We start from the raw sequence: 21,846 nt of genomic DNA, 5'->3' as shown, positions 1-21,846 counted from the left end.
TTGGTCTCGATAGCCACGAGAGCTAAACAAATGCCGCCGCCGCTGTTTATGCTGCAGTGGCGCCGGGGGTATGCCCTGGGTAAGCCCCCTCTCCTGACAAGAGTGGCTGCAACCTGCCGCCACGGCCTGTATCTTTACCGCTCTGCTACCTTCCTGACTGAACCGAATGCGCCTACGTTCCATTGTTGCGGGGGCTTTGCTGGCCCTGCCGCTGTTGCCGGCTGCTGCCCAAGCGCCCAAAACGTATTCTTCCTCCGAAATTCTATTAGGGCTTAAAAAGCTCAATGTGTTGGGCTCGGTGCTCTACATGGCAGCTCACCCCGACGACGAAAATACGCGCCTCATTGCTTACATGGCCAACGGCCGCCTGCTAGAAACGGGTTACCTCAGCTGCACCCGCGGCGACGGGGGCCAGAACCTCATCGGTCCGGAGCTGCGCGAGCAGCTCGGCGTTATCCGGACCCAGGAGCTGCTGGCTGCCCGCCGTATTGATGGAGGTCGGCAGTTTTTTACTCGCGCCAATGATTTTGGCTTCTCTAAAACGTCCGACGAAACCTTTACCATCTGGGACAAAGAGCAGGTATTGGCCGATATGGTGTGGGTGATCCGGCAGCGGCGGCCCGACGTGCTCATCACCCGCTTTCCACCCGACCCCCGCGCCGGTCACGGCCACCACCAGGCCAGCGCCATTCTGGCCGCCGAAGCCTTTGATGCTGCCGGTGACCCCAAGCGCTTTCCCGAGCAGTTGAAGTATGTGCAGCCTTGGCAGCCTAAGCGCCTGCTCTGGAATACTGGGAGCTTCTTCGTGAAGCCGGGCGAAAACATGGATGGCTACCTGAAAGTAGATGCCGGCGGCTACAACCCACTACTGGGGCAGAGCTACGGCGAAATGGCCGCCCGCAGCCGCTCCCAGCACAAAAGCCAGGGCTTCGGCTCCGCTGCAACCCGTGGCGAGGCGCTAGAGTATCTGCAATACGTGAAAGGAGACAAGCCTAAGTCCGACCCCTTCGAGGGCGTTGATATGACTTGGAACCGGGTGCCCGGTGGGGCGGCCGTGGGCAAGCTCGTAGACGAGGTGATTCGGAAGTACGACCCAGCAAATCCTTCGGCAAGTGTAGCAGGGCTGCTAAAGGTAAGAGCAGGAATTGTGAAGCTTGACCAACAAGCCAAGATGTTGGGAGGGTCAGTAAGCTCTAAAAAACCAGACTATCACTGGCTCAAAAGCAAGCAGGAACAGATAGAAGAACTGATTCGGGCTAGTTTAGGCCTCTACCTTGAAGCTACTATCTCGGAGCCCACGGTTGCTCCCGGTCAGGCAGTAGCCGTACGCCTTGATGTGCTCAGCCGCTCAGTCGTACCTATAACTGTGCGTGGCGCAGGCGCCCTGGGCTTCGGCCGCGACACTACGGTGAATGCTACGCTGAGCGCTGAGAAGGTACTCTCCCTGCGGTTGCCCATCCGATTTGCGGCCCAGCTTTCAACTTCACAACCCTATTGGCTTCGCGAAGCAGGTACGGTAGGAATGTACCGTGTGCCAACTGAATTACTGCTTGCGGCAGGAGGAGAGCGGAAAGCGACGCAACTACCTGGTGTGGCTGCAGCGCCTTCTGAGCATATACCAACTGGGGAAGGAGGTGCAACAACACAGGAGCGCAACGCTATGCTGCTGGTCAATCAGCAGAACCTCATTGGGTTGCCTGAGAACCCAGCGGCTGCCTACATAGGACTACAGATAAATGTATTGGGAAGTCCGTTGTTCTATAGTGTGCCAGTCCAATACAAAAGCACCGACCCGGTAGAAGGGGAGAAATACCGCCCACTGGCCGTGGTGCCACCTGTGGCAGTAAATATTGGCGGGCGCGCCTACGTCTTCGCCGACAACCAACCCAAAATCGTTCCGGTAACACTGCGGGCTGGCAAGGCCGGGGTGAAAGGAGCAGTGACCCTTACGTTGCCCAACGGCTGGAAGTCGGAGCCGGCGAGCTTCAACTTCGACCTCGCCAGTAAAGACGCCGAACAAACTGTGCAGTTCCGGGTGCAGCCCGGCGTGGGCGCCGCGGAGGGCAAAACGGAGTTGCGCGCCGTAGCCACTGTGGATGGACAGCAATACTCGCGCGGCTACCAGGCCATCGAGTACAACCATATCCCAACTCAGGTGCTTTTTCCCGAAGCTATAGCTCCGCTGGTGAAGCTAGACCTTAAGCGCAAGGGCCAGGAAATTGGCTACCTCATGGGAGCCGGCGACGAGGTGCCCGACGCCTTGCGCCAGATTGGTTACAACGTGACCTTACTGAAGCCCGAAGACATCACCGACCAGAACCTGCGTCGCTTTGATGCTGTGGTGCTGGGCATACGCGCCTACAACACCCTCGACCGACTCAAAACTCTGCAGCCAACGCTGTTGAAGTACGTAGAAAACGGTGGCAATATGGTGGTACAGTACGTGGTGAACCGCGGCACCGTCATCCCCCAAATTGGCCCTTACCCACTTACCCTGTCTTCCGACCGCGTGACGGTAGAAAATGCAGCCGTCACGTTCTTGAAGCCCCAGCAGCCCCTGCTGAATACGCCTAACAAGATAACTGCCAAGGATTTTGAGGGTTGGGTGCAGGAACAGGGCCTGTACTACCCGTCGCAATGGGACCCGAAGTACCAGACCGTGCTTAGCTCCCACGACCCCAACGAATCGGCTAAGGAAAGTGCCATCCTGGTGGCTGACTACGGCAAGGGCCACTACATTTATACCGGTCTTAGCTTGTTTCGGGAACTGCCTGCTGGCGTGCCCGGTGCCTACCGCCTGCTTACCAACATGGTATCGTTGGGTAAGTAAGCCTGCGGCCGATAGTTAAGCCATAGTCACTACGTGCGGCAGGGCTGCCTTTTGCTGCCGCACGTAGTGGTGTATCATCGAGTAGCCTCATGCCTTTGTTGCAGGAATGAGGTGTTGTTTGTTGCTCTACGTACTGCCTCATGCCCACCCACCCTGAAACCGATGATCAACCGCCGCTGCTTCCCTCGTGGCGGGCGTGGTACTGGCTGGTGCTAGGCGCCTTGACGGCTGAAATTGGCTTTTTTGTGTACCTGACGCGGCTATTCGCATGAGCACACTCGATTGGCTGGTGCTGGGTAGCACGTTGGCACTCATCATTGGCTACGGTACTTGGCGTACTCGTCGCGAAGGGCAGTCGTTGGACGGGTACCTGCTGGGGCAGCGGCAAGCGTGGTGGGGCATTGGGCTCAGCATCATGGCTACCCAGGCCTCGGCCGTTACGTTTCTTAGCGTGCCCGGCCAAGCCTACGCCGATGGCATGCGCTTTATACAGTTCTACTTTGGGTTGCCGGTAGCATGGTGCTCATTGCGGTGGTAGTCGTGCCCATTTACCACCGCCTGAAAGTATATACTGCGTACGAGTACCTGGAAGGCCGATTCGACCGGCGCACGCGCACGTTCACGGCCCTCCTGTTTCTGGTGCAGCGGGGCCTCAGCAATGGTCTTTCGCTCTACGCACCCGCCTTGGTGCTATCGGCTATTCTGGGCTGGAATATTACCCTGACGGTGTGGCTAATGGGCGGGCTGATGATTGCCTACACCGTATCGGGTGGCACGCGGGCCGTCACGGTAACCCAACACGGCCAGATGGCCGTCATTTTTGCGGGCATGGTGGCTGCTGGCTACTTGCTGGTGCACTACCTCCCAGCCGGCGTAGGCTTCACGGAAGCTATGCAGCTAGCCGGTCATCAGGGCAAGCTCAACCTGGTTGACTTTCATTTCGACCCCAAAGACCGCTACAACTTCTGGTCGGGGATGACGGGCGGCTTGTTTTTGGCCTTATCGTACTTCGGCACCGACCAAAGCCAAGTGCAGCGCTACCTAGCGGGGCGCAGCATCACGGAAAGCCGCTTGGGCTTGCTGATGAACGGACTACTCAAGATTCCTATGCAGTTTGGTATTCTGCTAATTGGAGTGCTGCTGTTCGTGTTTTATCAGTTCAATGCCCCACCTGTTTCCTTCGATCAAGCCCTTTTGAATCAGGTGCGTAGTAGTCGGGTAGGGGCGACTATTCTGCAGGATGCCCAGGAAAACCACGATGCCTTATTTGCCGCCAAACGTGCCGCTACCTTGGATATGGTAACCGCTCTGCGTTCGAGTGACCCTGGCTTGGTTGCCGCAGCTCAAACGCATACCCAAGCTGTAGATGCTGCCTTGGCTGGGCAGCGAGCGGCCGTTTGGGAAGCTCTTAAACGCGTTACTGCCACTAAGGAAGGCCCAGCTACCGACTACATCTTTCTTACCTTCGTGCTCAAGTACCTGCCGCGGGGCGTGGTAGGCTTGCTCATTGCCGTAGTACTATCCGCCGCTATGGGCTCGGCGGCGGCTGGGCTTAACTCTCTGGCTTCTACGTCGGTCATTGATATGTACCAGCCCACCCGCCCCGGCCGCTCCGATGCGGAGTACGTGCGCGTCTCGCGGTGGGCCGCCGTGGGGTGGGGCGTGCTGGGTATTGGCTTTGCTACCTTTGCCGCCCGCCTCGAAAACCTCATTCAGGCCGTCAATATTCTGGGTTCTCTCTTCTACGGACCTATTCTGGGCATTTTTGTGGTGGCGTTCTTCCTGAAAAACGTGGGTGGCCGCGCCGTGTTTTGGTCCGCGGTAGTGGCGCAGGCCCTAGTGCTACTCCTGTTTTGGCGCACCGATATTGCTTACCTCTGGTACAACATCATTGGGTGTGTGCTGGTGGTAGTAGGCAGCGTGCTAGGAAAAGCTGACCAGCCAGCCGCAGCCTAAACGTAGCGTGGCATCTACCGCCCGCCGCAATGCAAACGCGCCCGATTCCAACTGGAATCGGGCGCGTTTGGTAGCTAGGAAGCCAGAAGGCTACTTCTTCTTGCTGGCGTTGTTAGCGCTTACGATCAGCATCTCGTTCATTTTCACGTAGTCTGTGTTTTTGGCTTCTGTTGCCAGCTTCTTTGACTGCTCGGCGGCGGTTACGGCACCCTTGTAATCCTTCATCTTCATGCGGATTTTGGCTTCCGTGTGGAGGTTCCAGAACTTAGGGTCAGTGGCGTTGGCCTTTTGCATCCAGGTCAGGGCTTGCTTCAGGTCCTTATCGTTATCGAAGTAGTACACGGCGGCGGCAGCCAAGTCACCATTGGAAGGGCTAGCACTCTTGGTCACCTTCTCATCAATCTGCGCCATCACCTTCGACTCCACGTCCGTCATAATGCGGAACTTGGCGCTGGTGGTTTCCCACTGCATATCCACAGTGGCAGTAGCGGGCGTGAGGTCGGTGAAGTTGATGGTGAAGGTTTCTACCTTGGTTGGCAACTTGCTGGGCTTCACCGTGAAGCTAGCCACGTTTTCGTCGTCTTTGAAGCTGGCTACGTCGGCACCGGCTTTGGTGCTTTTGTTGAGCACTACCGTCCAGGAGGCCTTGCCCGGAATGGTATAGATGCCGTACTCGCCCGCGGGTACTTTCTTGCCTTCGATGGTTACATCATCCGAAAACTTAATGCTGGTAGTGGCATTGGCACCCGTGCGCCAGCGCTGCCCAAAAGGTACCACTGCGGCAGTAGTGCCCTCGCCGAAGCCTACGCGGCCCCGGAGGCTAGGACGTGAATACGTGATAGTAACATCCGTAAGGCCTACGCGCTGCTGTATGGTGCTCTTGGGAGAGGCCTGAGGAGTAGCAATTTGAGCGTGGGCACTGCTGGCGAAAAGCAAACCGCTCACGAGCAGCGTAGCGCCCAAAGAACGGAAAGAAGATGTCCGGGAAGTGGTGGTCATCATGAGGCAAATACGATGGAAAAGGGTGAATTGCGGTAGTAAAAATAGGTAAATCCTCACACTAGAGTGGTAAGCAAGGGGCAGTGAGAAATGCTGTGAGCCGCTTACCCACTACACTCGGCGCTGCGCAATGTGGTGCTGGGTGAGGAGTTGCGCCACCATAGCCGGGGTAGCCGGAGCCTGCAAGCAGCGCATGTTGAGGTAATAACAGGCCGTTTCGGTAGGATAGAGTAGGAGCCAGTCAGGCTGCACCCACACTGCCCACCGAATTAGGCTCCACTTACCCGAAAATTGGCCCAATGTGTTGCGGCCGCTGATTTCGGTATCCGTGAGGGTAAAATCGGTAGGCTGGTGGGCGGCCGTGTTCCTCGCGTACCCCCGGCGTAGCTGGTAGCGCACTAGTCCAAAGCGCAGCAGCGCGTATAGTACCGCTACCGCCAGAAAAATAAGGGAAGAGGATGAAGGAAACTGGCCGTTCTGGTATACTTCCAGTCCCACTCTCAGGGCTAGCAACCCCACCGCCGCACCCAGAATCCAGTGGTTCAGGCGGGTGCGGGGGCGGGCGCGCCAGAGCCGAAAGTTCACAGCCACAAACTCATTGGCGGAGAGCTGTACGCCGGACAGAATGATGGGGTGTAGCTTCATCAGGAGGCGAAGGTAGGCCCCGACCCGCTTACTTCCTGTTTGCCAATCAAAGCCAGCACATCTATGGCCGTATAGGGGTCTGGCACTTGCCGCAAATCCAGGTAATAGCAAAAGTCGGGGCCAGGGTAGAGCAGGAGCCAGTCGCCCACCTGCTGCACGCGGGTCAGGTCGGGCCAGCGCAGCCGCTGCCAGCCCTGGGGCCACTGCACAGCAAGGCCTGCCTCTGCTATCTTAAACCCCAGTGGTCGGGGCTGCGCTTGGTAGGTCCGGAATACCCGGCGGTATTCTAGCCACTGATGTAACAGCCCTGCCACCGCGAAAAGGGTCATCACTATAGCGTAAAACAGCGCAAGTCCCGGCTTAAACCAGAAAGCAATTCCCACGCTCCCAGCCAGGGAGGCCAGCCACACCTTCACCTTGCGTTTCCACGAGTCGGAGGTAGCTGGCTTCTGCTAGTTGCCCAACTCCGGGTAGCGCTGCCGTTGCTGCGTCTGGTGAATTAGCTGGTACTCTTGGAACGTAGGAGGGGTAGCGGGGAGGCTAATTATAGGGGTATTGTCTCCCATTTATATATAGCTCTGTTCTGGGCTCAAGGTTGGTTAAGAGGTTATACAGCCGAAAGATTGATATGTCCATAGGACGCTTAAAGCATATAAAAGATACAGCATCACGGGCTTGCTGATCCACTCGTTCCGCAGGTATACCATTCTCTATCACTCCAAAAAAAATATCTGCTACCTCATCGGCCAACAAAGCATTTCCCTTCATAACAACAGTAATACGAGTTGTAGACATATGATTGTGTGTATACAGAGTTGTCAAATATAAAAACGGGCGACGCACAATGCGCCGCCCGTTTTGGGTAGTTCGTCTAAATCCACACCTTACGTTAGCTCAAACTGCAGCTTGAGCAGGTTGGCATAGAGGCCGTTTTCGTCGTTGCTGAGTTGCTCGTGAGTACCTTGCTCCGCGATGCGGCCACCCTCAATCACCAGAATCTTATCCACCTTGCGGATGGTGCTGAGGCGGTGGGCAATGATGATGCTGGTGCGGTTCTGCATAAGCTCGTCCATGGCCTGCTGCACCAGTTTCTCGCTTTCCGAGTCGAGGGCGGAGGTAGCTTCGTCGAGGAGCAGGATGGCCGGGTTTTTCAGGATGGCGCGGGCAATGGCAATGCGCTGGCGCTGTCCGCCCGAAAGCTTAATGCCTCGCTCGCCTACTACCGTATCCAGCCCTCGGGGAACGACTGAATGAACTGCCAGGCATTGGCCCGGCGGGCGGCATCGACAATATCAGCCTCCGGCGCGCCGGGGCGGCCGTAGAGAATGTTTTCCCGGATGGTACCGCCAAACAACATCGTTTCCTGGGGCACAATGCCGATGTGCTGACGCAGCTCCGTCAGGTCTAGGGTATTAATGTCGCGGCCATCAACGCTGATGGTGCCGCCACTGAGCTCGTAGATGTGCATCAACAGCTGCACAATGGTACTTTTACCGGCCCCCGAGGGCCCCACCAGAGCTACCTTCTCGCCCGCTTCAATACGGAAGCTAATATCTTTGAGCACCGTAAGGTCCGGCCGGGTGGGGTAGCGGAACTGCACATTCTCGTAGCGGATGTCGCCGTACACCTGTAGGGAAGTTGCACCAGCCGGCCGGGGCTGATGCACTGGTTCCGATTCCTCGTCCAGGATTTCGAGAATGCGCTCCGAAGCGCCGAGGCTGCTCTGAATCTTCCCGTACATCTCACCCAAGCCACCCACGGAAGCCCCAATGAACATGGTGTACAGAATAAACGATACTAAGTCGCCCATATCCAGGTGACGCGGGTCAGTCTTGGGCAGCTCCACGTAGGTAGCGCCCCGCCAGAGCACCAGAAAGATGCCACCGAAGATGGCTACGATAATGAACGACACGAATGCGCCGCGGTAAATGCTCGATTTCAGAGCAAACTGCACGGTGCGGTTTAGGCCAGCCGCGTACCGACTCACCTCATGCTGCTCGCTGGTATAGGCCTTCACGGAGTTGATGCCCTGCATGGTTTCCTCTACTACCACGTTGGTTTTGGCTAGCTCATCCTGGGTTTGTTTGGAGAACTTGCGAATGCTGCGCCCGAACAAAAAGGCCAGCAACACCAGGGGCGGAAACGTAGCCAGCATAAACAGCGAGAGGCGCCACGACTCCCACATGATAAAGGCCACGCCAGCCAACAGCGTCAGAATCTGGCGCATAAACTCAGCCAGGGTCAAGGTGAACGTATCCTGAATGTTAGCTACGTCGGACGTCAGGCGGGAGGTGATTTCGCCCACCCGGCGCTGCTCAAAAAACGGAATCGGCAGCGTTACCAGCTTCTGGTAGAGCGTGCGCCGAATGTCGCGCACCGTAAATTCGCTGACCCGTGAAAAAAAGAAAATTCGCCCGAAGGAGAACAGGCCCTGTACTAGCACTACCCCAAATAACAGCAGCGCCACGCCTGTAATGGTGCGAGGTAGGTAGGCCGGTAGCTTGGTAGTTTGGTGATTAGCGATGTTGACCAGATAGCCCAGCATCTTGGGCATTACCATGGTGGAAATGCTGCTAAGCAGCAATAGCAGCAGCCCCGCAATAAATGGGCCTTTGTACGGCAGTACAAAGCGGAAAATCCGCAGTCCACGTTGAAAAGTCTCTTTCGTAAGCTTGACCTTGGGGGCATCAGCCTCCGTTTGGCCACTGGTATTCATTCCGCTTCTGGCTGCCATTTTTGTATAGAAGCGAGAAGTGAGCAGTAGAAAGCGATAAGCAAGAAGTGAGAAGTACAACCAACTGCTACACGAGTCTGATTCTTACTTCTCACCTCTTATGCTTAACTTCTAGATACTCACTTCTCCATCAATTCATTATTCAAATTTGTTTTTGCCCTGTTCTACTTTTACATCAGTAGAGTTGCCGAAAGGTACGGGCAGGCGCACCTGCACGGCTACCGGCTGCCCCTTGCGGGTAGCTGGTTTCCAGGCGGGCATTTGGCCCAGCACCCGCAGGGCCTCCGTGTCGCACTCCGGGGAGAGAGGTTGCAGCACGGTGGGGTTGGTGAGGTGGCCGTCGGCTTCCACGGTAAAGATCATGACCACGTTGCCGCTGATTTGCTTGACGCTGGCCGCTTCCGGATACTTTAAGTTTTGCTGAAAAAAGGTGTTCAAGCCCTGGGCACCGCCCGGAAATTGCGGGGGCGCGTCGGGGCGGTTGGCGGCCGGTTTGGCCTGGGCCTGCATGCGCCCAGCCCGCAACTCAATGGGCTGCTTGGCAGGAGTAGCAGGTGACTGGGTTTGGGCCTGTGCCCCGCCGGCGGCCAAAGCTACGAGCCCGAAAATGAAGAACAGATGTTTCATAGGGTAAAGGAAGGTAGCGCCCGGTGCGAAAGCTCCGTGCGGGGGTGTAAAGGTACACCTCCCTAAACAACGCCTATGCTACGGGGTTCAATTCTAGGTTGCGCGGACGCGAAATAGCCAGCAAGCCCAGGAATGTAAGTAAACCGTTCAGTATCAGGATTTCGAAGCCGAACTCGTACCCCCACCAGTCTTTGGAGTTGGCATTGATGAACCAGGTCAGCAAGGGTGCCACCACGCAAACGGGTAGCACCAGCTTGTCGTGGAGGCCGCGGCTAGTGAAAATGCCGAAGGAATACAGGCCCAGCAGCGGCCCATAAGTATAGCCCGCCGCCTTAAATACTGAGGTAATCACGCTCTGGTCGTTGATGGCCCGGAAAATCAGGATGATAACGATAAGAACTAGCGAGAAGCCAAAGTGCGTGAGTTGGCGCACGCGCTTTTGCTGGGCCTCCGGGTACTGCTTAATAGTAAGCATATCTACACAGAAGGAGGTGGTCAGGGCCGTAAGGGCCGAGTCGGCGGAGGCGTAGGTAACGGCAATAATGCCCAGGATGAACACAATGCCCGCGAACAAGGAAAAGTGGCTGGTAGCCAACAGTGGAAACACGTTGTCGCCAATAACTTTACCAGTAGTTGGGTTGGTAGGCAGGCTGATGCCTTTGGCCGCCGCAAATTGGTAGAGCAGCACGCCCAACGACAGGAAAAACACGTTTACTACCACAATGGCAATAGTAAACCAGAACATGTTCTTCTGGGCATCCTGGAGGTTGCGGCAGCTTAGGTTCTTCTGCATCAAGTCCTGGTCGAGGCCGGTCATGACAATAGTAATGAAGGCGCCCGATGCAAATTGCTTCCAGAAAAACTTGTCGTCTTTGGGGTCGGAGAAGTAAATCTGCGACATGGTGCTTTCCTTCACCGTTTTTACCAAGCCCGCAAAGCCCAGATTCAACTCGTTGGCCATTAGGTAAATACTCACAGCTACGCACACCAGCATAGCCAGCGTCTGGAAAGTATCAGTCCAGAGGATGGTCTTGAGGCCGCCGCGGAACGTGTAGAGGTAGATCAGGAAAATGCTAACCGTCACTGTTACGGCAAATGGCACGTTCAACTGGTCGAACACCGCAAACTGGAGCACGCCCGCCACCAGAAACAGCCGGAAGGCCGCCCCCACTGCTCGTGAAATAAGAAAGAACAGGGCTCCGGTTTTGTAGCTCCAGAACCCAAACCGCTGCTCTAGGTAGGTATAGATGCTCACTAGGCGCAGGCGGTAGTAGAGGGGCATTAGCACCGTGCCAATGACTACGTACCCCACCGTGTAGCCTAGTACTACGGCCATGTAGCTCCAGCTCTGGGAAGCCACCATGCCGGGAATGGAAATGAACGTGACGCCCGACAGGGAGGTGCCAATCATGGCGAAGGCCACCATGTACCAGGGCGCGTTGCGGTTGGCAATGAAGAACGACTCGCTCGTGGCCTTGCGCGAGGTGAGGTAGGCAATGATGATGAGGACGACGAAGTAGCCCGCAATCAGGCTCAGAACGAGGGTAGGAGACATTGCTAGTGCTTGGTGGTGTGAGCTCAGGTTGAGGTCAGAGACCAGGAAACCAAAACTTCATACCTCAAAGCTACTCTCCCCCGCTGACAATAACGCACCCACCTCGTTGGCCACCACCATCGTGCCCTACACGCCACGCCTCCTAATTTGTGCCTAGCGTGCGAGTACCCGCGTAGTAATACAGCTCAGCCAAGGTTTTCTCGTAGCTGGCCCGCATGCTTTCCTGCTTCAGGCGCAAGTCAATAAGCTTGGTTTCGCGGCTGTTGATAAGGAAAATAGTGCTTTCCCCTAGTTCGAACTTTTGAAGCTCGGCCTGTAGCAGAAGCCGTTGGTTGGCAATAGTTTGAGCTTGTACAGCGAGTTGGCGCTCGTAGGCCTTTAGGGTGTTGTATACCGCGCTTACTTGGTTGAGAATGGTGCGGCGGCTCTGTTGTTGTTCCAAGGTGGCATCCTGCACCTTGATGCGCGTTTGCTGCAGCTTGCCCCGTTCCTGGCGTAAAAACAACGGAAAGGCAAAATCCACCCCCAATTTGTAGTTGTCCCACCCGAAATCGTAATAGGCTGGCACCTCGGAGCGGTAAAAGTCACCGCGGCTCAAGAGCGTACCGCTCACGTTTATCTTGGGCTTGAGCAACTCACGACGGTAGCGCTCCTCCACACCCAACTGCCGAATTTTGGCGTCGAGCTTAATGAGGGTAGGGTGACGAGCCCCGGCCAAGGCCACCAACTGCTCAAATTCCGTGGAGTCTACTGACCCAAGGAGGGGGCGTTGGGGTACGGCATAGGTAGGCAGCTCTACCGGCTGGGCATCCTTGTTCCACAAGTGGTTCGAGAGTACTAGGCGGGCATTTTGGAGGTCTACTTGCAGTTGCTCGGCTTGCACCTGCCGGTCCTGCACCGTAATCTGTGCTTCCACCGAGTCGATGGGAGCTTGGTCGCCGAGGAGGGCGCGCCGGCTGATTCCGCGGAAGCGGGTGTCCGCCAGCTCTACCCCTTCCCGAATGAGAATAGACTGCTGGTAAGCATAGTACCAGTTCCAATAATCCTTGGAAGCCTGAAGCCACACCTCGTTGATTTGCTTTACCTGGTCAGCCTCGGCAGCCGTTACCAAAATGCGGGCTTGGCGCAGGGTGCTGCGGCGGGCATCGATAAGCAGTCCCTGCCCCAGCGGTACCGACAAGCCTACGCCCGCCAGTCCGTCCAGAGGGGTGCGGTATTGGGGGTTGACGTAGGTACCCACCATACGGTCGTAGCCAGCTTTCAAGTCGATGCCGCCCGGCCAGAGGGGTACTTTCAGTTCGTTGGACCAGTTGTTATAATAGTCGGTACCCCCGAACAGCTTCCGGTCAAAGCCAGACCCTACTTTGGGGTCGAAGCCGCCGCGGGCTGCCAGCACCTGCGCCTGCGCATCGGCGCTGAGCAGGGCAGCTTGCTTGACCACGGGGTGGTTGGCAAATACCAGGTCGGCGAGGTCTTGTAAGGAAAAGATACGGGCCGTATCCACGGGAGGTCGGTCGGCGGCTAGCTGCCGAGTTTGCACTGGTGCGGGCTCCAGGCCGGGAGCTTGGGTAGGGAGGCGCGGCGTCTGGGCCGAAGCGAAGAAGCTAGCCAGCAGCAGTACTACACCCAGGCTGCCCGTAAACGAAGTTTTTATCATCGTTCTACTACTTCTTTTCGGCGGTTGCTTTCACGGGAGTGTCCTTGGGTTCGGCCTGTAGGCTAGGGGGGAAGCCATTGAGCTCCCGCCAGATTTCGTACCACACTGGCACAGAATCCAGAATTACCCAGCCGTACACGCCCGAGCCTAGGCGCAACTGTGCGGGCCAATCCCGGTCCTTTTCGTGATGCTGGTCGGGGCGTACCAGCAGGCGGTAGCGCCCATTGGTGCTGCTCACTACGTCAATCACCGTTACGGTGCCGCCAAAGGTGCCCACGGCTACCGATGGCCAGCCCGAAAACTGCACGGCCGGCCAGCCATCGAACTGCAAGCGTACCTGGCGGCCCGGCTGAATCAGTGGCACGTCCATGGCCCGCACGTACAGCTCCACGGCCAGTACGGGCGCGTCGGGCTGTAGCGTAACAATGGATTCGCCTTCCTTGATGGTTTCACCAATACCAGCCTTGAGCGTGCGTACCACATAGCCCGCCTGCGGGGCCCGTACTACGTACAAGCCGCGGCGCACCTCCACGTTGCTGATCTTGTTGCGCAGTGCGGCCACTTCGCCCTCCGAAGAAGCGCGGCTTGATACGGCAGAGCTGCGGTCCGATAAGGTTTTAGCCAAGTCTTGCTCGTACTTGGCTCGCAGGTTGGCTAGCTCAATTTGGGCATTTGCCAACGACTGCTTGGAGTTCAGTAGCTTGTTGCGCTGAGCCGTTACCTTGGCTAGGTCTTCTTGCAGCTTCAAGCGGCGCGATTCAATGTCCGTCAGGGAAAACAGGCCATTCTTGTAGCCATCTTCGTAACGAACTAATCGGGCCTGGGCTATTTGGTAGGAGTTGTTGACAGCTACCAGGTCAGCATTGTCGATGGAAACCGTGTTACGGGCTTGTTCCACCCGGTTGCGAGCGGCTTCTAACTGAACGCGCAGGGTGAGCTGCAGCGCTTCAATCTGCTGGTCGGTAGCTTGTATTTTGGCCGCGTTTGCCGATACATTGCCCTGCTTGGCGGCAAGCTGCTCGCGCAGACGCTCGGGTAAGTTGGGGTCAAAGTATTCGTCTTTGATTTCCGAGATGGTCAGCAGCGTATCGCCTTTGGCTACCAACTGGCCTTCCCGCACGGCCCAGTGCTCAATGCGGCCCGCAATGGCGTTCTGCACGGTTTGGGGGCGGTCCTGAGGGCTCAGGGTCGTGAGCGTGCCGGAGCCCTCAATGGCTTGGCGCCACGGCAAAAACAGAATAATAAGGAAAACGATGGCTACGGCCATTAATACGCGGCCCAGCAGTCGGCTGCCTTTGGGCTCGAGAAGCTCTTTATGGGAGCGTTGCAACTCCTCTTCCCACACCGCGTCATCTACGTTCTGGTTCGATAGATTAAGCATGAGTTCCAGTAGTTTTTTTCTCGTCTAGGGGTAGGTCGGTCACGGCAGCCAGCTTTTCCGTGCCCGTCAGCATATCAAACACAGTGCTCACGCCGGTCATCAGCTTTTCAATAGAGCCGCTGATTTGCACGATAAGTACTTCGGCGGCTACAAACTGGCCCAGCGTCATTTGCCGCGACACCACAAACAAGGTGCCCGCAATGAGCAAGCCTCCTGTGAGAATGGTGCGCAAGGCCACGGCCCAGCTAAAATACTGGCGCAGCACCCGGAAGTGGCCGTTGCGGGCCCGCAGATAATCGGCCGTCAGCTCGTCGGTGCGCTCTAGGGCCCGGTGCTGCTCGTCCGGATTGTCGCGAAACTTGGGCAGTTCGCTGGCTACTTGTTCCAGCCAATCTACCGTCTCGTACTTGTGGGCTGATTCCTCGATGCTGGTGCGCAGGGCCCGCCGGTAGTTTATCACATAAATGAACCCTAGCATCAGCAAGGTAAACAAGCCAAAGCCAATGAAAATGGGGTGGTAGAAGGATAGTACAATAACCCCAAACAGGATCTGGATGCCGGCAAACATCAGGTCGATCAGGAGCTTGGTGAGACCTTTCTGTACCGTCAGGATATCGAAGAAGCGGTTAACTAGCTCAGGCGGGTTCTGGCCTTCCAGAGCCTTGGGCTCAATGCGGGGTAGGCGGTAAGCAAACTCAATGGCTGCTTTGGCGAATAAGCGTTGCTCAATGGCTTCCACCAATGTAAGCTGGCCCACTAGCAGGACGCCGCTCAGTAGCACACCAAGCACTACAACTGCAATCAGGATGTACGTGGAGTTGAATACAGCTCCCGTTGATACCAAGTTGAACACGGCCTGCGTGCCCAACGGCAGCGTTAGACTAATGAGGCCCGTGGCAATGGCGTAAAAAAGAATGTAGCGGATCGAACGCCGTTCCGTATCGAGCATACGGGTAAGGCGCTGCCAGGGGGTAGGTGGGGGGAGCGATGCAGAATGTGATGCCATAGGGGTACTGGGTAGCGTGACTACCGGAGGCGCTGAAAATGATTCGGACGGCTTATTACTGTCGAGCTAGTACGTGAAAAGTACTAGAAAAGCTGACTCGAATGGTTTCCTCCAGTGCTGCTACTCTGTTGAGTTAGTTATTCTTCAGAACTGAAATGGCAACACTAGCAAAATTGTTCTCAAATTTATAATTAAAATCGTATTAAATATAAATATAACAAGTTTGTATTGAACTAATATATAATATTTAATGCTATTTTAACAATTTTGTTAGACCCAGACTTCCTTCTGCACGTCTTGGAGGCCTCTATTCCCATTCTTGCCAGCGAAGTACCTCGCCCACGGCTGGTGCGTGCAGTTCTCCGCGCAGCATGCTACCATTGGCTACTAAGTGCAACTCTCGCAACGGTTCGGAGGCCGGCTCATCACTCAAATCGAAGGTGCCGTAGTGCATGGGCACGATGTGACCAGCACGCAAAATATTTACGGCCTTAGCGGCTTCGTGCGGGTTCACGTGGCTTTGGCTCATCATAAAGGCCGGCTTGTAGGCACCAATGGGCATTAGCACAACGTCGAGAGGACCAAACTGCTTTTCAATTTGCTCGAAGTGGTCGGCCATCGACGTGTCGCCAGCGAAGTAGATGGTCCGGCCGTCGGGCAGGCGTAGCAGGAAGGAGCCCCACAGCACCGTGTTCAGATCGAAAAGGCCCCGGCGGTGCCAGTGCGAGGCAGGCAGGTAAAAGAGTTCAAATGGGGCATCGGCTCCTAAATCGAACTGCTGCCACCAGCCAGCCTCCTGCACAGGCAGGAGCTTAGCCATACCACGTACCAGGCCGGCCATACCCAGCGGCCCGAAAGCACGCAACAGCGGATTCTGCCGCGCCACCAGTTGCACCGATTTCTCGTCCAGATGGTCGCGGTGACCGTGGCTGAGCAGCAGGTAGTCGATGCCGGTGAGATCTTCAAGGCGGCAGGGGAGGGCGTGGCGGCGGCGCAACCCCAAAGACGAAAACAATACGGGGTCGGTGAGCAGAAGCTTGCCGCTCACGCGTAACAGAAACGAAGCGTGCCCAAGCCACACCAGCCATCTTCTTGGCTTTGTAAAAAAGCGGTGCAGTCTACTACGTCTGGCGCCCACGTATCAGCCTTCTTCTCTTTCTTCTGAGGGTTTTCGTTGAGCTGCCAGCGAATGACCGTCTTGAAGCTGGGCTCGTATAACGCTTCGCCGTTGCAGTACTCATTGCCAATCATCTTGTTGCCCGGGTAGTTGGGCTTGATGATGGGCAGGCTTGGGTTGGAAACGAAGCGAGGAGAAGCCATGAAACAGTCGTGAAAATGAAGGGGCCTTCAAAGAAACAAGAAAGCCCCGGAAGCTTCCCGAGGCTTTACAAAAAGTAGTAGAGCAATGGGGCTACCAGCCCACGCCCGGCCCATACAAGGGAGAGTAGGCCCCGGGGTAAGCCGTAGCACCGTTGCTCACCCGCACTCCACCCGAAACCGAGAAGTTCTCAGTAATATGGTAGTCGGCGCGCAGGTTCACCCCCGAGCCCAGGTTGCCCCCGAAGCCCGCATAAGGATTTACCGTTAGCCCATTGGTAGGCGTCAGGTCTTTCCAGGCGGAGCCCGTAAGGGTAAGGCGGGGCGAAAGAGCGTATTGCCCGCCACCTTGAATGAGGTAGCGGTTGCTCACGGAAGGCAAACCAGCATAGGCGCCCTCAGTAGTCCCAAATGGGCGCGCAGTGCCGGCCACGGTACGCAAGTACGTAACGCCGCCAAATACTGAGAAGCGCGGCGTCAGGGGTAGCGACACCATGGGGCTGAGGTAGGTAGCTGAACCGTAGCGGCCCGCAAAGGTGGCGCCTGCGTTTAAACTATACGAAGGGTGTAAGCCCAAGCGAGACGCTACTGGAGCCTGCGCCTGCACAGAACCAGCCAGCAGTAGCCCTAAGGAAACAAGAAAAAACGAACGAAGCATAGCAAGCCGGCCGCAGCCGTAAGGTAATGGAACACAAGATACGCAACAGCACGGGAGAAGCTACAGTGCCCGGCCTCTACCAATAGAGTAACGCGCAGTGTTCGAAAAGTTGCACCTTCACCACACTTTCCTTTGTAGCCTGATGTCGGAATTTCAAGCTTACCAACGCTTTCCCAACGTGGAAGTAGCCCAGCCGCTGCTGCACCTGCTTTACCAGCACGGCATTCCCTACGAAACAAAGCTCGACCAGCCCAGCATCGACCCTTCGTTTGCGTTCAATGCCACCAGTACTTACTTCCTGGTGCTAGTGCGCCCCCACGATTTTGAGGCCGTGCGCAAGCTAGAGCTAGACACCGACGAAACTCTCACTGCCCAAGCCCCTGCCAACCATTACCTGTTCACCTTCTCCCACGATGAGCTGATGGAGGTCTTGCTGAAGCCCGATGAGTGGAGCAGCTTCGATGTAGCATTGGCTCGGCGTATCCTGGGCCAGCGCGGCCACGAGGTACACCCGCCCTTGTTAGAGCACCTGCACCAGCAGCGTCGCCTCAAGATGGCCCGGCCCGAGCCGCGTCAGCAGGCATGGGTAGCGTTGGGCTACCTCGCAGTAGTAGGCGGTGGTATTTTGGCCGTACTCATTGGCTGGCACCTGTATGCCCACCACAAAACCCTACCCGACGGTCAGCAAGTACCCAGCTTCCAAGCGCCAGACCGGGCCTCCGGGCTGCGCCTCATGGTGCTGGGTAGTATAAGCTTTGTTGTGTGGCTAGCCTACCGGTTTTATCAGGAGCAGTAGCAAACTGAACTAGCACAGTAGTCTATATAGGAAACCAACGCGTTTCTATATTTTGCTGAGGTAAATCATAATTCTCAACTACTTACCTATTTCTTCCATAGACGAATTTGTACCCGAAGAGCACAGCACCGCGCAACCCCAGATAAGCATCAGTGCTGAGGATGCATCTCGCATTCAGGGAGCCTTTATACGGCAGGTTTATGGCTGGATGGCTATTGCCTTGGCTCTTAGTGGCGGGGTTGCTATGCTGGTTAGCTCCTCACCAGAAATTATTGAGCTGGTAGCTGGCCAGCGCTTCGTGTTTTTTGGGTTGCTGCTGCTCGAAATGTTTGTGGTCGGCTACGTCTCGGCCCGTGCTTTCGATATATCAGTAGGGGCGGTGACGGGCGCTTTTATTGCTTACTCCCTGTTGAACGGCATCACCTTAAGTATCATTTTCTTGGTGTTCACCCAAGACTCCATTGCCTCTACCTTCTTTGTTACCGGTGGTACGTTTGCCGTTATGAGCTTGTATGGTTACTTCACCCGGACCAACCTGTCTCATTGGGGCAATGTGCTCCTGATGGGCCTTGTAGGTCTGTGCATAGCTTCGGTAGTAAACCTGATCTAGCTAAACTCAGTGTTATACACCATCACCTCTTTCGTCGGGGTCATTTTGTTTGTGGCTCTCACGGTGTATAATACTCAGAAAATTAAAGAGTTATCTTTTGTAGGAATAGGAAACGAAGATACCGACCGTAAAGCAGCCGTACTCGGCGCCCTCACGCGCTACCTCGATTTCGTGAACCTCTTCTTGTTCTTGCTGCGTCTTTTTGGTCGTCGATAGTTGCAGTGCCGCTATGGTTTCCTGCCCCGCGTAGGTGTACAAACCATAGTAGCGCGCTAAGCTAGAGCAAAAAGCCCCCGCTATTGGTCCAACTAGATTGTAAGTTGGGCCAATAGCCGGGGGCTTTTTGCTCTGATACAGGTAAAACGGCGTGGGCGTAGTCGACGCTTAAGTTAAGCTGGGCTTATTTAGCCTTGCCATTGAGCCAGGCCGCCCGAAACTTCTTCTGAGCCTTGGTGAGCGGGCGCCCAGCCAGTTCGTAGGGTACTACTTCAAGATCTGAGTTTTCCTGGAGGGTGATTGGTACGGTTCGTACTCCTTCCCGGCCGCGAACTTCTACTTGTAGAACGTCGCCGGGCTTGTGGGCGGTCAAGCGTTGCTGCATTTCCTTGGCATTCGTAGGCTTCTTGCCGTCTACTTTCAGCAGTACGTCCTCTCGGTCGAGGCCAGCTAGGTAGAAGGGGCTACCCAGCAGGGTAGTACCCAGAGTGGCACTGCTATCGGGATTAAACTGAAGACGGGCTTGTAGCGTGGCCTGGCCAACGTGCGCCCGGCGTACCAAGAAGCCGGCCGGTGCCATCAACTGTTCATAGTTGGGTAGCTCGTGGCCGCTGATATGCTGGCGGAAAAACTGGCCGGCAAAAGCCGTATCCTTAGTTACTTCACCAAGCACCCGTTGCAGGTCCTGCAGCGTGTAGGGCTTGGCTGGTGCGTAGTTTTGCTGCTGCCCGTGCTGTTTCCAGAGCGTACGCATGTAGGTATCGAGGTCGGTTTTAAAGCGCTGCCGCAGCTCCAGATCCAAGGCCAGGGCGTTGCCCGCCCCAATGTAATAGTAGCTCAAGTAAGTATTCGAGCGGTTATTGGGGTCAATAGCAGCAGCAGCGTCCACGAAAGGTGCCTGCTGGCTCATGTACACAGGCGAGTAGCGCTTGGGCCCCGGCATAGTGAGCATGGCATCAACTATGCCGCTGAGAGCTTCCTGGCAGTACTGCTCATCGGAATACACGCCCGCCCGGCGTAGCAGCAGTTCCCCGTAGTACTGGGTGAAGCCTTCGGCAAACCATAAGTTGCTGCTCATATTGGCCCGCTCGAAGTCAAACGGCTCCAAATCCTGGGGGCGGATGCGCTCCACATTCCAGCTGTGGAAAAACTCATGCGAAACGGTGCCCAGATTGTCGAGGGTGCCGGTGCCGCGCAGGGGGCGGTTGCTGGTGAGGGAGGTGGAGTTACGATGCTCCATACCGTCGCCGCTGGTCTGGGGCAGATAGTTTGCCACGAAGGTGTAGCGGCCAAAGTCGTACTCGGGCAAGCCGCCGAAGATGGCGGCAGCTTCCTTTACTACCTTCTTGGTTTGCCCCACGTACGCGTCCAACTCGGCGTCGGTACCCTCGTGCAGGACTTGCATTTCAATAGTGCGGCCTTGTTCCTGCCAGCTGCGCACCTTTTGTGGGCCCAAGGAAGTAGGCGAATCCATTAGGTATTGCAGGTGGGGCGCGTAGTAGGTGCCTCCGGCATCGGGGCGCAGTTGCGATGCTACTGTCCAGCCCGCGGGTAGTTCAAACTTCACCTCAGCGGGGCGCTGCTCCAAGCCACGGGCAAAAGCCAGCGTGGCGGGCATATTGAGGTGGGCATGGCGCTGGTCGATACCAGCGTAGGTGCCGTCGGTTCGGTCGCCGAACAAGGTATAGGTGAAGGTAACGGTACCGTCATGACCGGTCACATCCCAGCCGTAAGGGTCTGGCTTTACCACGCTCAGGGGTTTGCCCTGGGCAGAAGTGGCCTGCACATCATACACGTTCTTCGCAAACTCATGAAGGGCATAGCGGCCGGGAGAGGAGCGGGCCATGCGCACGTGCAGGGGGCCGGCCGGTACGTCGCGAAACGTTACGGTTATGCGGGCTTCGTGGTGCGCAGCATTAGGGAAGGCTACGGTGTAGTGTACGGGGGCCTGAGCTGCGGCCGGCCGGCTTAGGGCCAGCGGCAGGCTCAGTAGCAATATGGCGGCAGATTTCCGCATCATCAGCATAGCGAGGAGTAGAATGGAAGAGGCCTAAAGGTAGCGTCGAGGCAGGAAATACCGCTACCCCAACTATGGACCTCTGCACACTAGGCAGGTTGCACAGCCAGAAATAATGGTGCCGCACGTGCCCGCTACCACTCTGGGAATTTTGCTTGAGCTAGCACCTAGCTTAGTGGGCGCTCTACTTACCTCATTCCTGCGTCCACTCTGCTGCTTCTACCATCGCCCCGAAGAAGGTGCCTACTACCCGCCGCTGCATTCCCAGCTGCCCCAGTGCCGCCTCAATGGGTGGGCGCTGGCGCGCACTGATGCCAGTGGTCAGACCAAAAAACCAATACATCGTAGCAAGCAAGACCCGGTGCCACCACGTACGAGGAACCCCAAAGTCGGCTACCAACCACGGCGCGGCGCGGTGGCGCGCCGCGTACAGCCGACTAGTTAATAGGCGCAGGCGGCCAGGCTCAAACAGATCGAGAAAGAAAAAAGTAATGATAGCATCGAACTGCTCCGTAGTCTGCAGGGCTGCTTCGGTACCCAAGCGGAACTCTACCTGGGCGTAGCGAGTAGGCGCTTGGCTCCGCAAAAACTCTTGGCTTCGCGCTATCATTCGGGGCGAAGCTTCCAAGTAAACTATACGGGCCTCAGGCCGCCGCTTCAGGATTTCGCCCAGCACCCAGCCCGTTCCACCGCCAATTACCAGCACCTGCGGCGCCCCCTTCGGTAGGGCAGTCAGCGCAGCTTCTTGGGCCCGTTGCAAGGCCCGCCCGTACACCAACCGGGCCAGCGGGTCGTAGAAGGCCGCTACAACATCGAAACCTGAATCGGGGAGGGGCATGTGT

19 protein-coding genes and 2 pseudogenes are annotated in these 21,846 nt (G+C 56.5%); 6 read left to right on the top strand and 15 right to left on the bottom strand.

The features are described from left to right. Window positions 1-166 precede the first annotated feature (166 nt). From VI25_RS10570 to VI25_RS28865, 4 genes and pseudogenes are all read left to right on the top strand, one after another. Complete coding sequence (locus tag VI25_RS10570) at window positions 167-2,830, top strand: PIG-L family deacetylase (protein WP_045690180.1); 2,664 nt, start codon at window positions 167-169, stop codon at window positions 2,828-2,830. 140 nt (window positions 2,831-2,970) lie between these two features. After that, window positions 2,971-3,102, top strand: a complete 132-nt coding sequence (locus tag VI25_RS27730; protein WP_262489942.1) for a hypothetical protein — start codon at window positions 2,971-2,973, stop codon at window positions 3,100-3,102. Beyond that, window positions 3,099-3,928 (top strand): annotated as a pseudogene (locus VI25_RS28870) (sodium:solute symporter family transporter); the annotation flags it as partial. The gene VI25_RS27730 and the pseudogene VI25_RS28870, both read left to right, overlap by 4 nt. Beyond that, a complete protein-coding gene (locus tag VI25_RS28865) occupies window positions 3,914-4,786 on the top strand; it encodes a sodium:solute symporter family transporter (protein WP_410503430.1) in 873 nt (290 codons plus the stop codon). The pseudogene VI25_RS28870 and the gene VI25_RS28865, both read left to right, overlap by 15 nt. Window positions 4,787-4,876: 90 nt before the next feature. Here the strand turns inward: VI25_RS28865 and VI25_RS10560 are convergent, their stop codons facing one another. From VI25_RS10560 to VI25_RS10505, 13 genes are all read right to left on the bottom strand, one after another. Beyond that, window positions 4,877-5,788, bottom strand: a complete 912-nt coding sequence (locus VI25_RS10560; protein WP_045690182.1) for a DUF2911 domain-containing protein — start codon at window positions 5,786-5,788, stop codon at window positions 4,877-4,879. 108 nt (window positions 5,789-5,896) lie between these two features. Then, on the bottom strand, window positions 5,897-6,430 hold the full coding sequence (locus VI25_RS10555) for a hypothetical protein (RefSeq protein ID WP_045690183.1): 534 nt from the start codon (window positions 6,428-6,430) through the stop codon (window positions 5,897-5,899). Next, a complete protein-coding gene (locus VI25_RS10550) occupies window positions 6,430-6,759 on the bottom strand; it encodes a hypothetical protein (RefSeq protein ID WP_152981570.1) in 330 nt (109 codons plus the stop codon). The genes VI25_RS10555 and VI25_RS10550 overlap by 1 nt, the downstream gene beginning before the upstream one ends. Before the next feature lie 555 nt (window positions 6,760-7,314). Beyond that, on the bottom strand, window positions 7,315-7,503 hold the full coding sequence (locus VI25_RS28465; protein ID WP_316934307.1) for a hypothetical protein: 189 nt from the start codon (window positions 7,501-7,503) through the stop codon (window positions 7,315-7,317). Between the two features lie 146 nt (window positions 7,504-7,649). Continuing rightward, entirely contained in the window at window positions 7,650-9,164 is a 1,515-nt protein-coding gene (locus VI25_RS10540) for an ABC transporter ATP-binding protein (protein ID WP_316934306.1), read from the bottom strand. 138 nt (window positions 9,165-9,302) lie between these two features. Further along, on the bottom strand, window positions 9,303-9,791 hold the full coding sequence (locus tag VI25_RS10535) for an energy transducer TonB (RefSeq protein ID WP_052695583.1): 489 nt from the start codon (window positions 9,789-9,791) through the stop codon (window positions 9,303-9,305). Window positions 9,792-9,864: 73 nt separating this feature from the next. Next, window positions 9,865-11,346: a sodium:solute symporter gene (locus VI25_RS10530; protein WP_045690185.1), complete on the bottom strand. Its 1,482-nt coding sequence runs from the start codon at window positions 11,344-11,346 to the stop codon at window positions 9,865-9,867. A gap of 142 nt (window positions 11,347-11,488) precedes the next feature. Beyond that, a complete protein-coding gene (locus VI25_RS10525) occupies window positions 11,489-13,003 on the bottom strand; it encodes a TolC family protein (protein ID WP_072144795.1) in 1,515 nt (504 codons plus the stop codon). A gap of 7 nt (window positions 13,004-13,010) precedes the next feature. Next, window positions 13,011-14,384, bottom strand: a complete 1,374-nt coding sequence (locus VI25_RS10520) for an HlyD family secretion protein (RefSeq protein WP_045690186.1) — start codon at window positions 14,382-14,384, stop codon at window positions 13,011-13,013. After that, a complete protein-coding gene (locus VI25_RS10515; protein WP_045690187.1) occupies window positions 14,377-15,390 on the bottom strand; it encodes an ABC transporter transmembrane domain-containing protein in 1,014 nt (337 codons plus the stop codon). Before VI25_RS10515 ends, VI25_RS10520 begins: the two co-directional genes overlap by 8 nt. A 307-nt stretch (window positions 15,391-15,697) precedes the next feature. Next, window positions 15,698-16,438: an MBL fold metallo-hydrolase gene (locus VI25_RS10510; RefSeq protein WP_236705005.1), complete on the bottom strand. Its 741-nt coding sequence runs from the start codon at window positions 16,436-16,438 to the stop codon at window positions 15,698-15,700. Further along, a complete protein-coding gene (locus VI25_RS26765) occupies window positions 16,435-16,710 on the bottom strand; it encodes a hypothetical protein (protein ID WP_236705004.1) in 276 nt (91 codons plus the stop codon). The genes VI25_RS10510 and VI25_RS26765 overlap by 4 nt, the downstream gene beginning before the upstream one ends. A gap of 91 nt (window positions 16,711-16,801) precedes the next feature. Continuing rightward, window positions 16,802-17,365, bottom strand: coding sequence for a hypothetical protein (locus tag VI25_RS10505; RefSeq protein WP_055562483.1), 564 nt, complete (start codon window positions 17,363-17,365; stop codon window positions 16,802-16,804). Window positions 17,366-17,507: 142 nt separating this feature from the next. Between VI25_RS10505 and VI25_RS10500 the strand changes: the two genes are divergently transcribed. Together VI25_RS10500 and VI25_RS10495 are read left to right on the top strand one after the other, a co-directional pair. Further along, window positions 17,508-18,161 carry a hypothetical protein gene (locus VI25_RS10500; RefSeq protein WP_045690189.1) on the top strand — a complete coding sequence of 218 codons (654 nt, stop codon included), beginning with the start codon at window positions 17,508-17,510 and terminating at the stop codon, window positions 18,159-18,161. 64 nt (window positions 18,162-18,225) lie between these two features. Next, window positions 18,226-18,987 (top strand): annotated as a pseudogene (locus tag VI25_RS10495) (Bax inhibitor-1/YccA family protein). 184 nt (window positions 18,988-19,171) lie between these two features. Here the strand turns inward: VI25_RS10495 and VI25_RS10490 are convergent. Continuing rightward, window positions 19,172-21,007, bottom strand: coding sequence for a M61 family metallopeptidase (locus VI25_RS10490; protein WP_082455486.1), 1,836 nt, complete (start codon window positions 21,005-21,007; stop codon window positions 19,172-19,174). A 190-nt stretch (window positions 21,008-21,197) separates the two neighbouring features. Continuing rightward, window positions 21,198-21,842, bottom strand: coding sequence for a class I SAM-dependent methyltransferase (locus VI25_RS10485; protein ID WP_045689017.1), 645 nt, complete (start codon window positions 21,840-21,842; stop codon window positions 21,198-21,200). Window positions 21,843-21,846 lie beyond the last annotated feature (4 nt).

The sequence above is a fragment of the Hymenobacter sp. AT01-02 genome, from assembly GCF_000961955.2.
Classification (GTDB): Bacteria; Bacteroidota; Bacteroidia; order Cytophagales; family Hymenobacteraceae; genus Hymenobacter; species Hymenobacter mucosus.
The sequence above is the reverse complement of the archived record's forward strand: the minus strand, read 5'-3'. Positions and strand labels throughout refer to the sequence as shown.

Bases quoted from the DNA above. Each gene is read 5' to 3' on its own strand.
- VI25_RS10520 (WP_045690186.1), bottom strand. From the start codon at position 14,384: ATGCTTAATCTATCGAACCAGAACGTAGATGACGCGGTGTGGGAAGAG.
- VI25_RS10530 (WP_045690185.1), bottom strand. From the start codon at position 11,346: ATGTCTCCTACCCTCGTTCTGAGCCTGATTGCGGGCTACTTCGTCGTC.
- VI25_RS10560 (WP_045690182.1), bottom strand. From the start codon at position 5,788: ATGATGACCACCACTTCCCGGACATCTTCTTTCCGTTCTTTGGGCGCT.
- VI25_RS10500 (WP_045690189.1), top strand. From the start codon at position 17,508: ATGTCGGAATTTCAAGCTTACCAACGCTTTCCCAACGTGGAAGTAGCC.
- VI25_RS10570 (WP_045690180.1), top strand. From the start codon at position 167: ATGCGCCTACGTTCCATTGTTGCGGGGGCTTTGCTGGCCCTGCCGCTG.
- VI25_RS26765 (WP_236705004.1), bottom strand. From the start codon at position 16,710: ATGGCTTCTCCTCGCTTCGTTTCCAACCCAAGCCTGCCCATCATCAAG.
- VI25_RS10485 (WP_045689017.1), bottom strand. From the start codon at position 21,842: ATGCCCCTCCCCGATTCAGGTTTCGATGTTGTAGCGGCCTTCTACGAC.
- VI25_RS10550 (WP_152981570.1), bottom strand. From the start codon at position 6,759: ATGACCCTTTTCGCGGTGGCAGGGCTGTTACATCAGTGGCTAGAATAC.
- VI25_RS28465 (WP_316934307.1), bottom strand. From the start codon at position 7,503: ATGGACGAGCTTATGCAGAACCGCACCAGCATCATCATTGCCCACCGC.
- VI25_RS10515 (WP_045690187.1), bottom strand. From the start codon at position 15,390: ATGGCATCACATTCTGCATCGCTCCCCCCACCTACCCCCTGGCAGCGC.
- VI25_RS27730 (WP_262489942.1), top strand. From the start codon at position 2,971: ATGCCCACCCACCCTGAAACCGATGATCAACCGCCGCTGCTTCCCTCG.
- VI25_RS10535 (WP_052695583.1), bottom strand. From the start codon at position 9,791: ATGAAACATCTGTTCTTCATTTTCGGGCTCGTAGCTTTGGCCGCCGGC.
- VI25_RS28865 (WP_410503430.1), top strand. From the start codon at position 3,914: ATGAACGGACTACTCAAGATTCCTATGCAGTTTGGTATTCTGCTAATT.
- VI25_RS10540 (WP_316934306.1), bottom strand. From the start codon at position 9,164: ATGGCAGCCAGAAGCGGAATGAATACCAGTGGCCAAACGGAGGCTGAT.
- VI25_RS10525 (WP_072144795.1), bottom strand. From the start codon at position 13,003: ATGATAAAAACTTCGTTTACGGGCAGCCTGGGTGTAGTACTGCTGCTG.
- VI25_RS10505 (WP_055562483.1), bottom strand. From the start codon at position 17,365: ATGCTTCGTTCGTTTTTTCTTGTTTCCTTAGGGCTACTGCTGGCTGGT.
- VI25_RS10555 (WP_045690183.1), bottom strand. From the start codon at position 6,430: ATGAAGCTACACCCCATCATTCTGTCCGGCGTACAGCTCTCCGCCAAT.
- VI25_RS10490 (WP_082455486.1), bottom strand. From the start codon at position 21,007: ATGATGCGGAAATCTGCCGCCATATTGCTACTGAGCCTGCCGCTGGCC.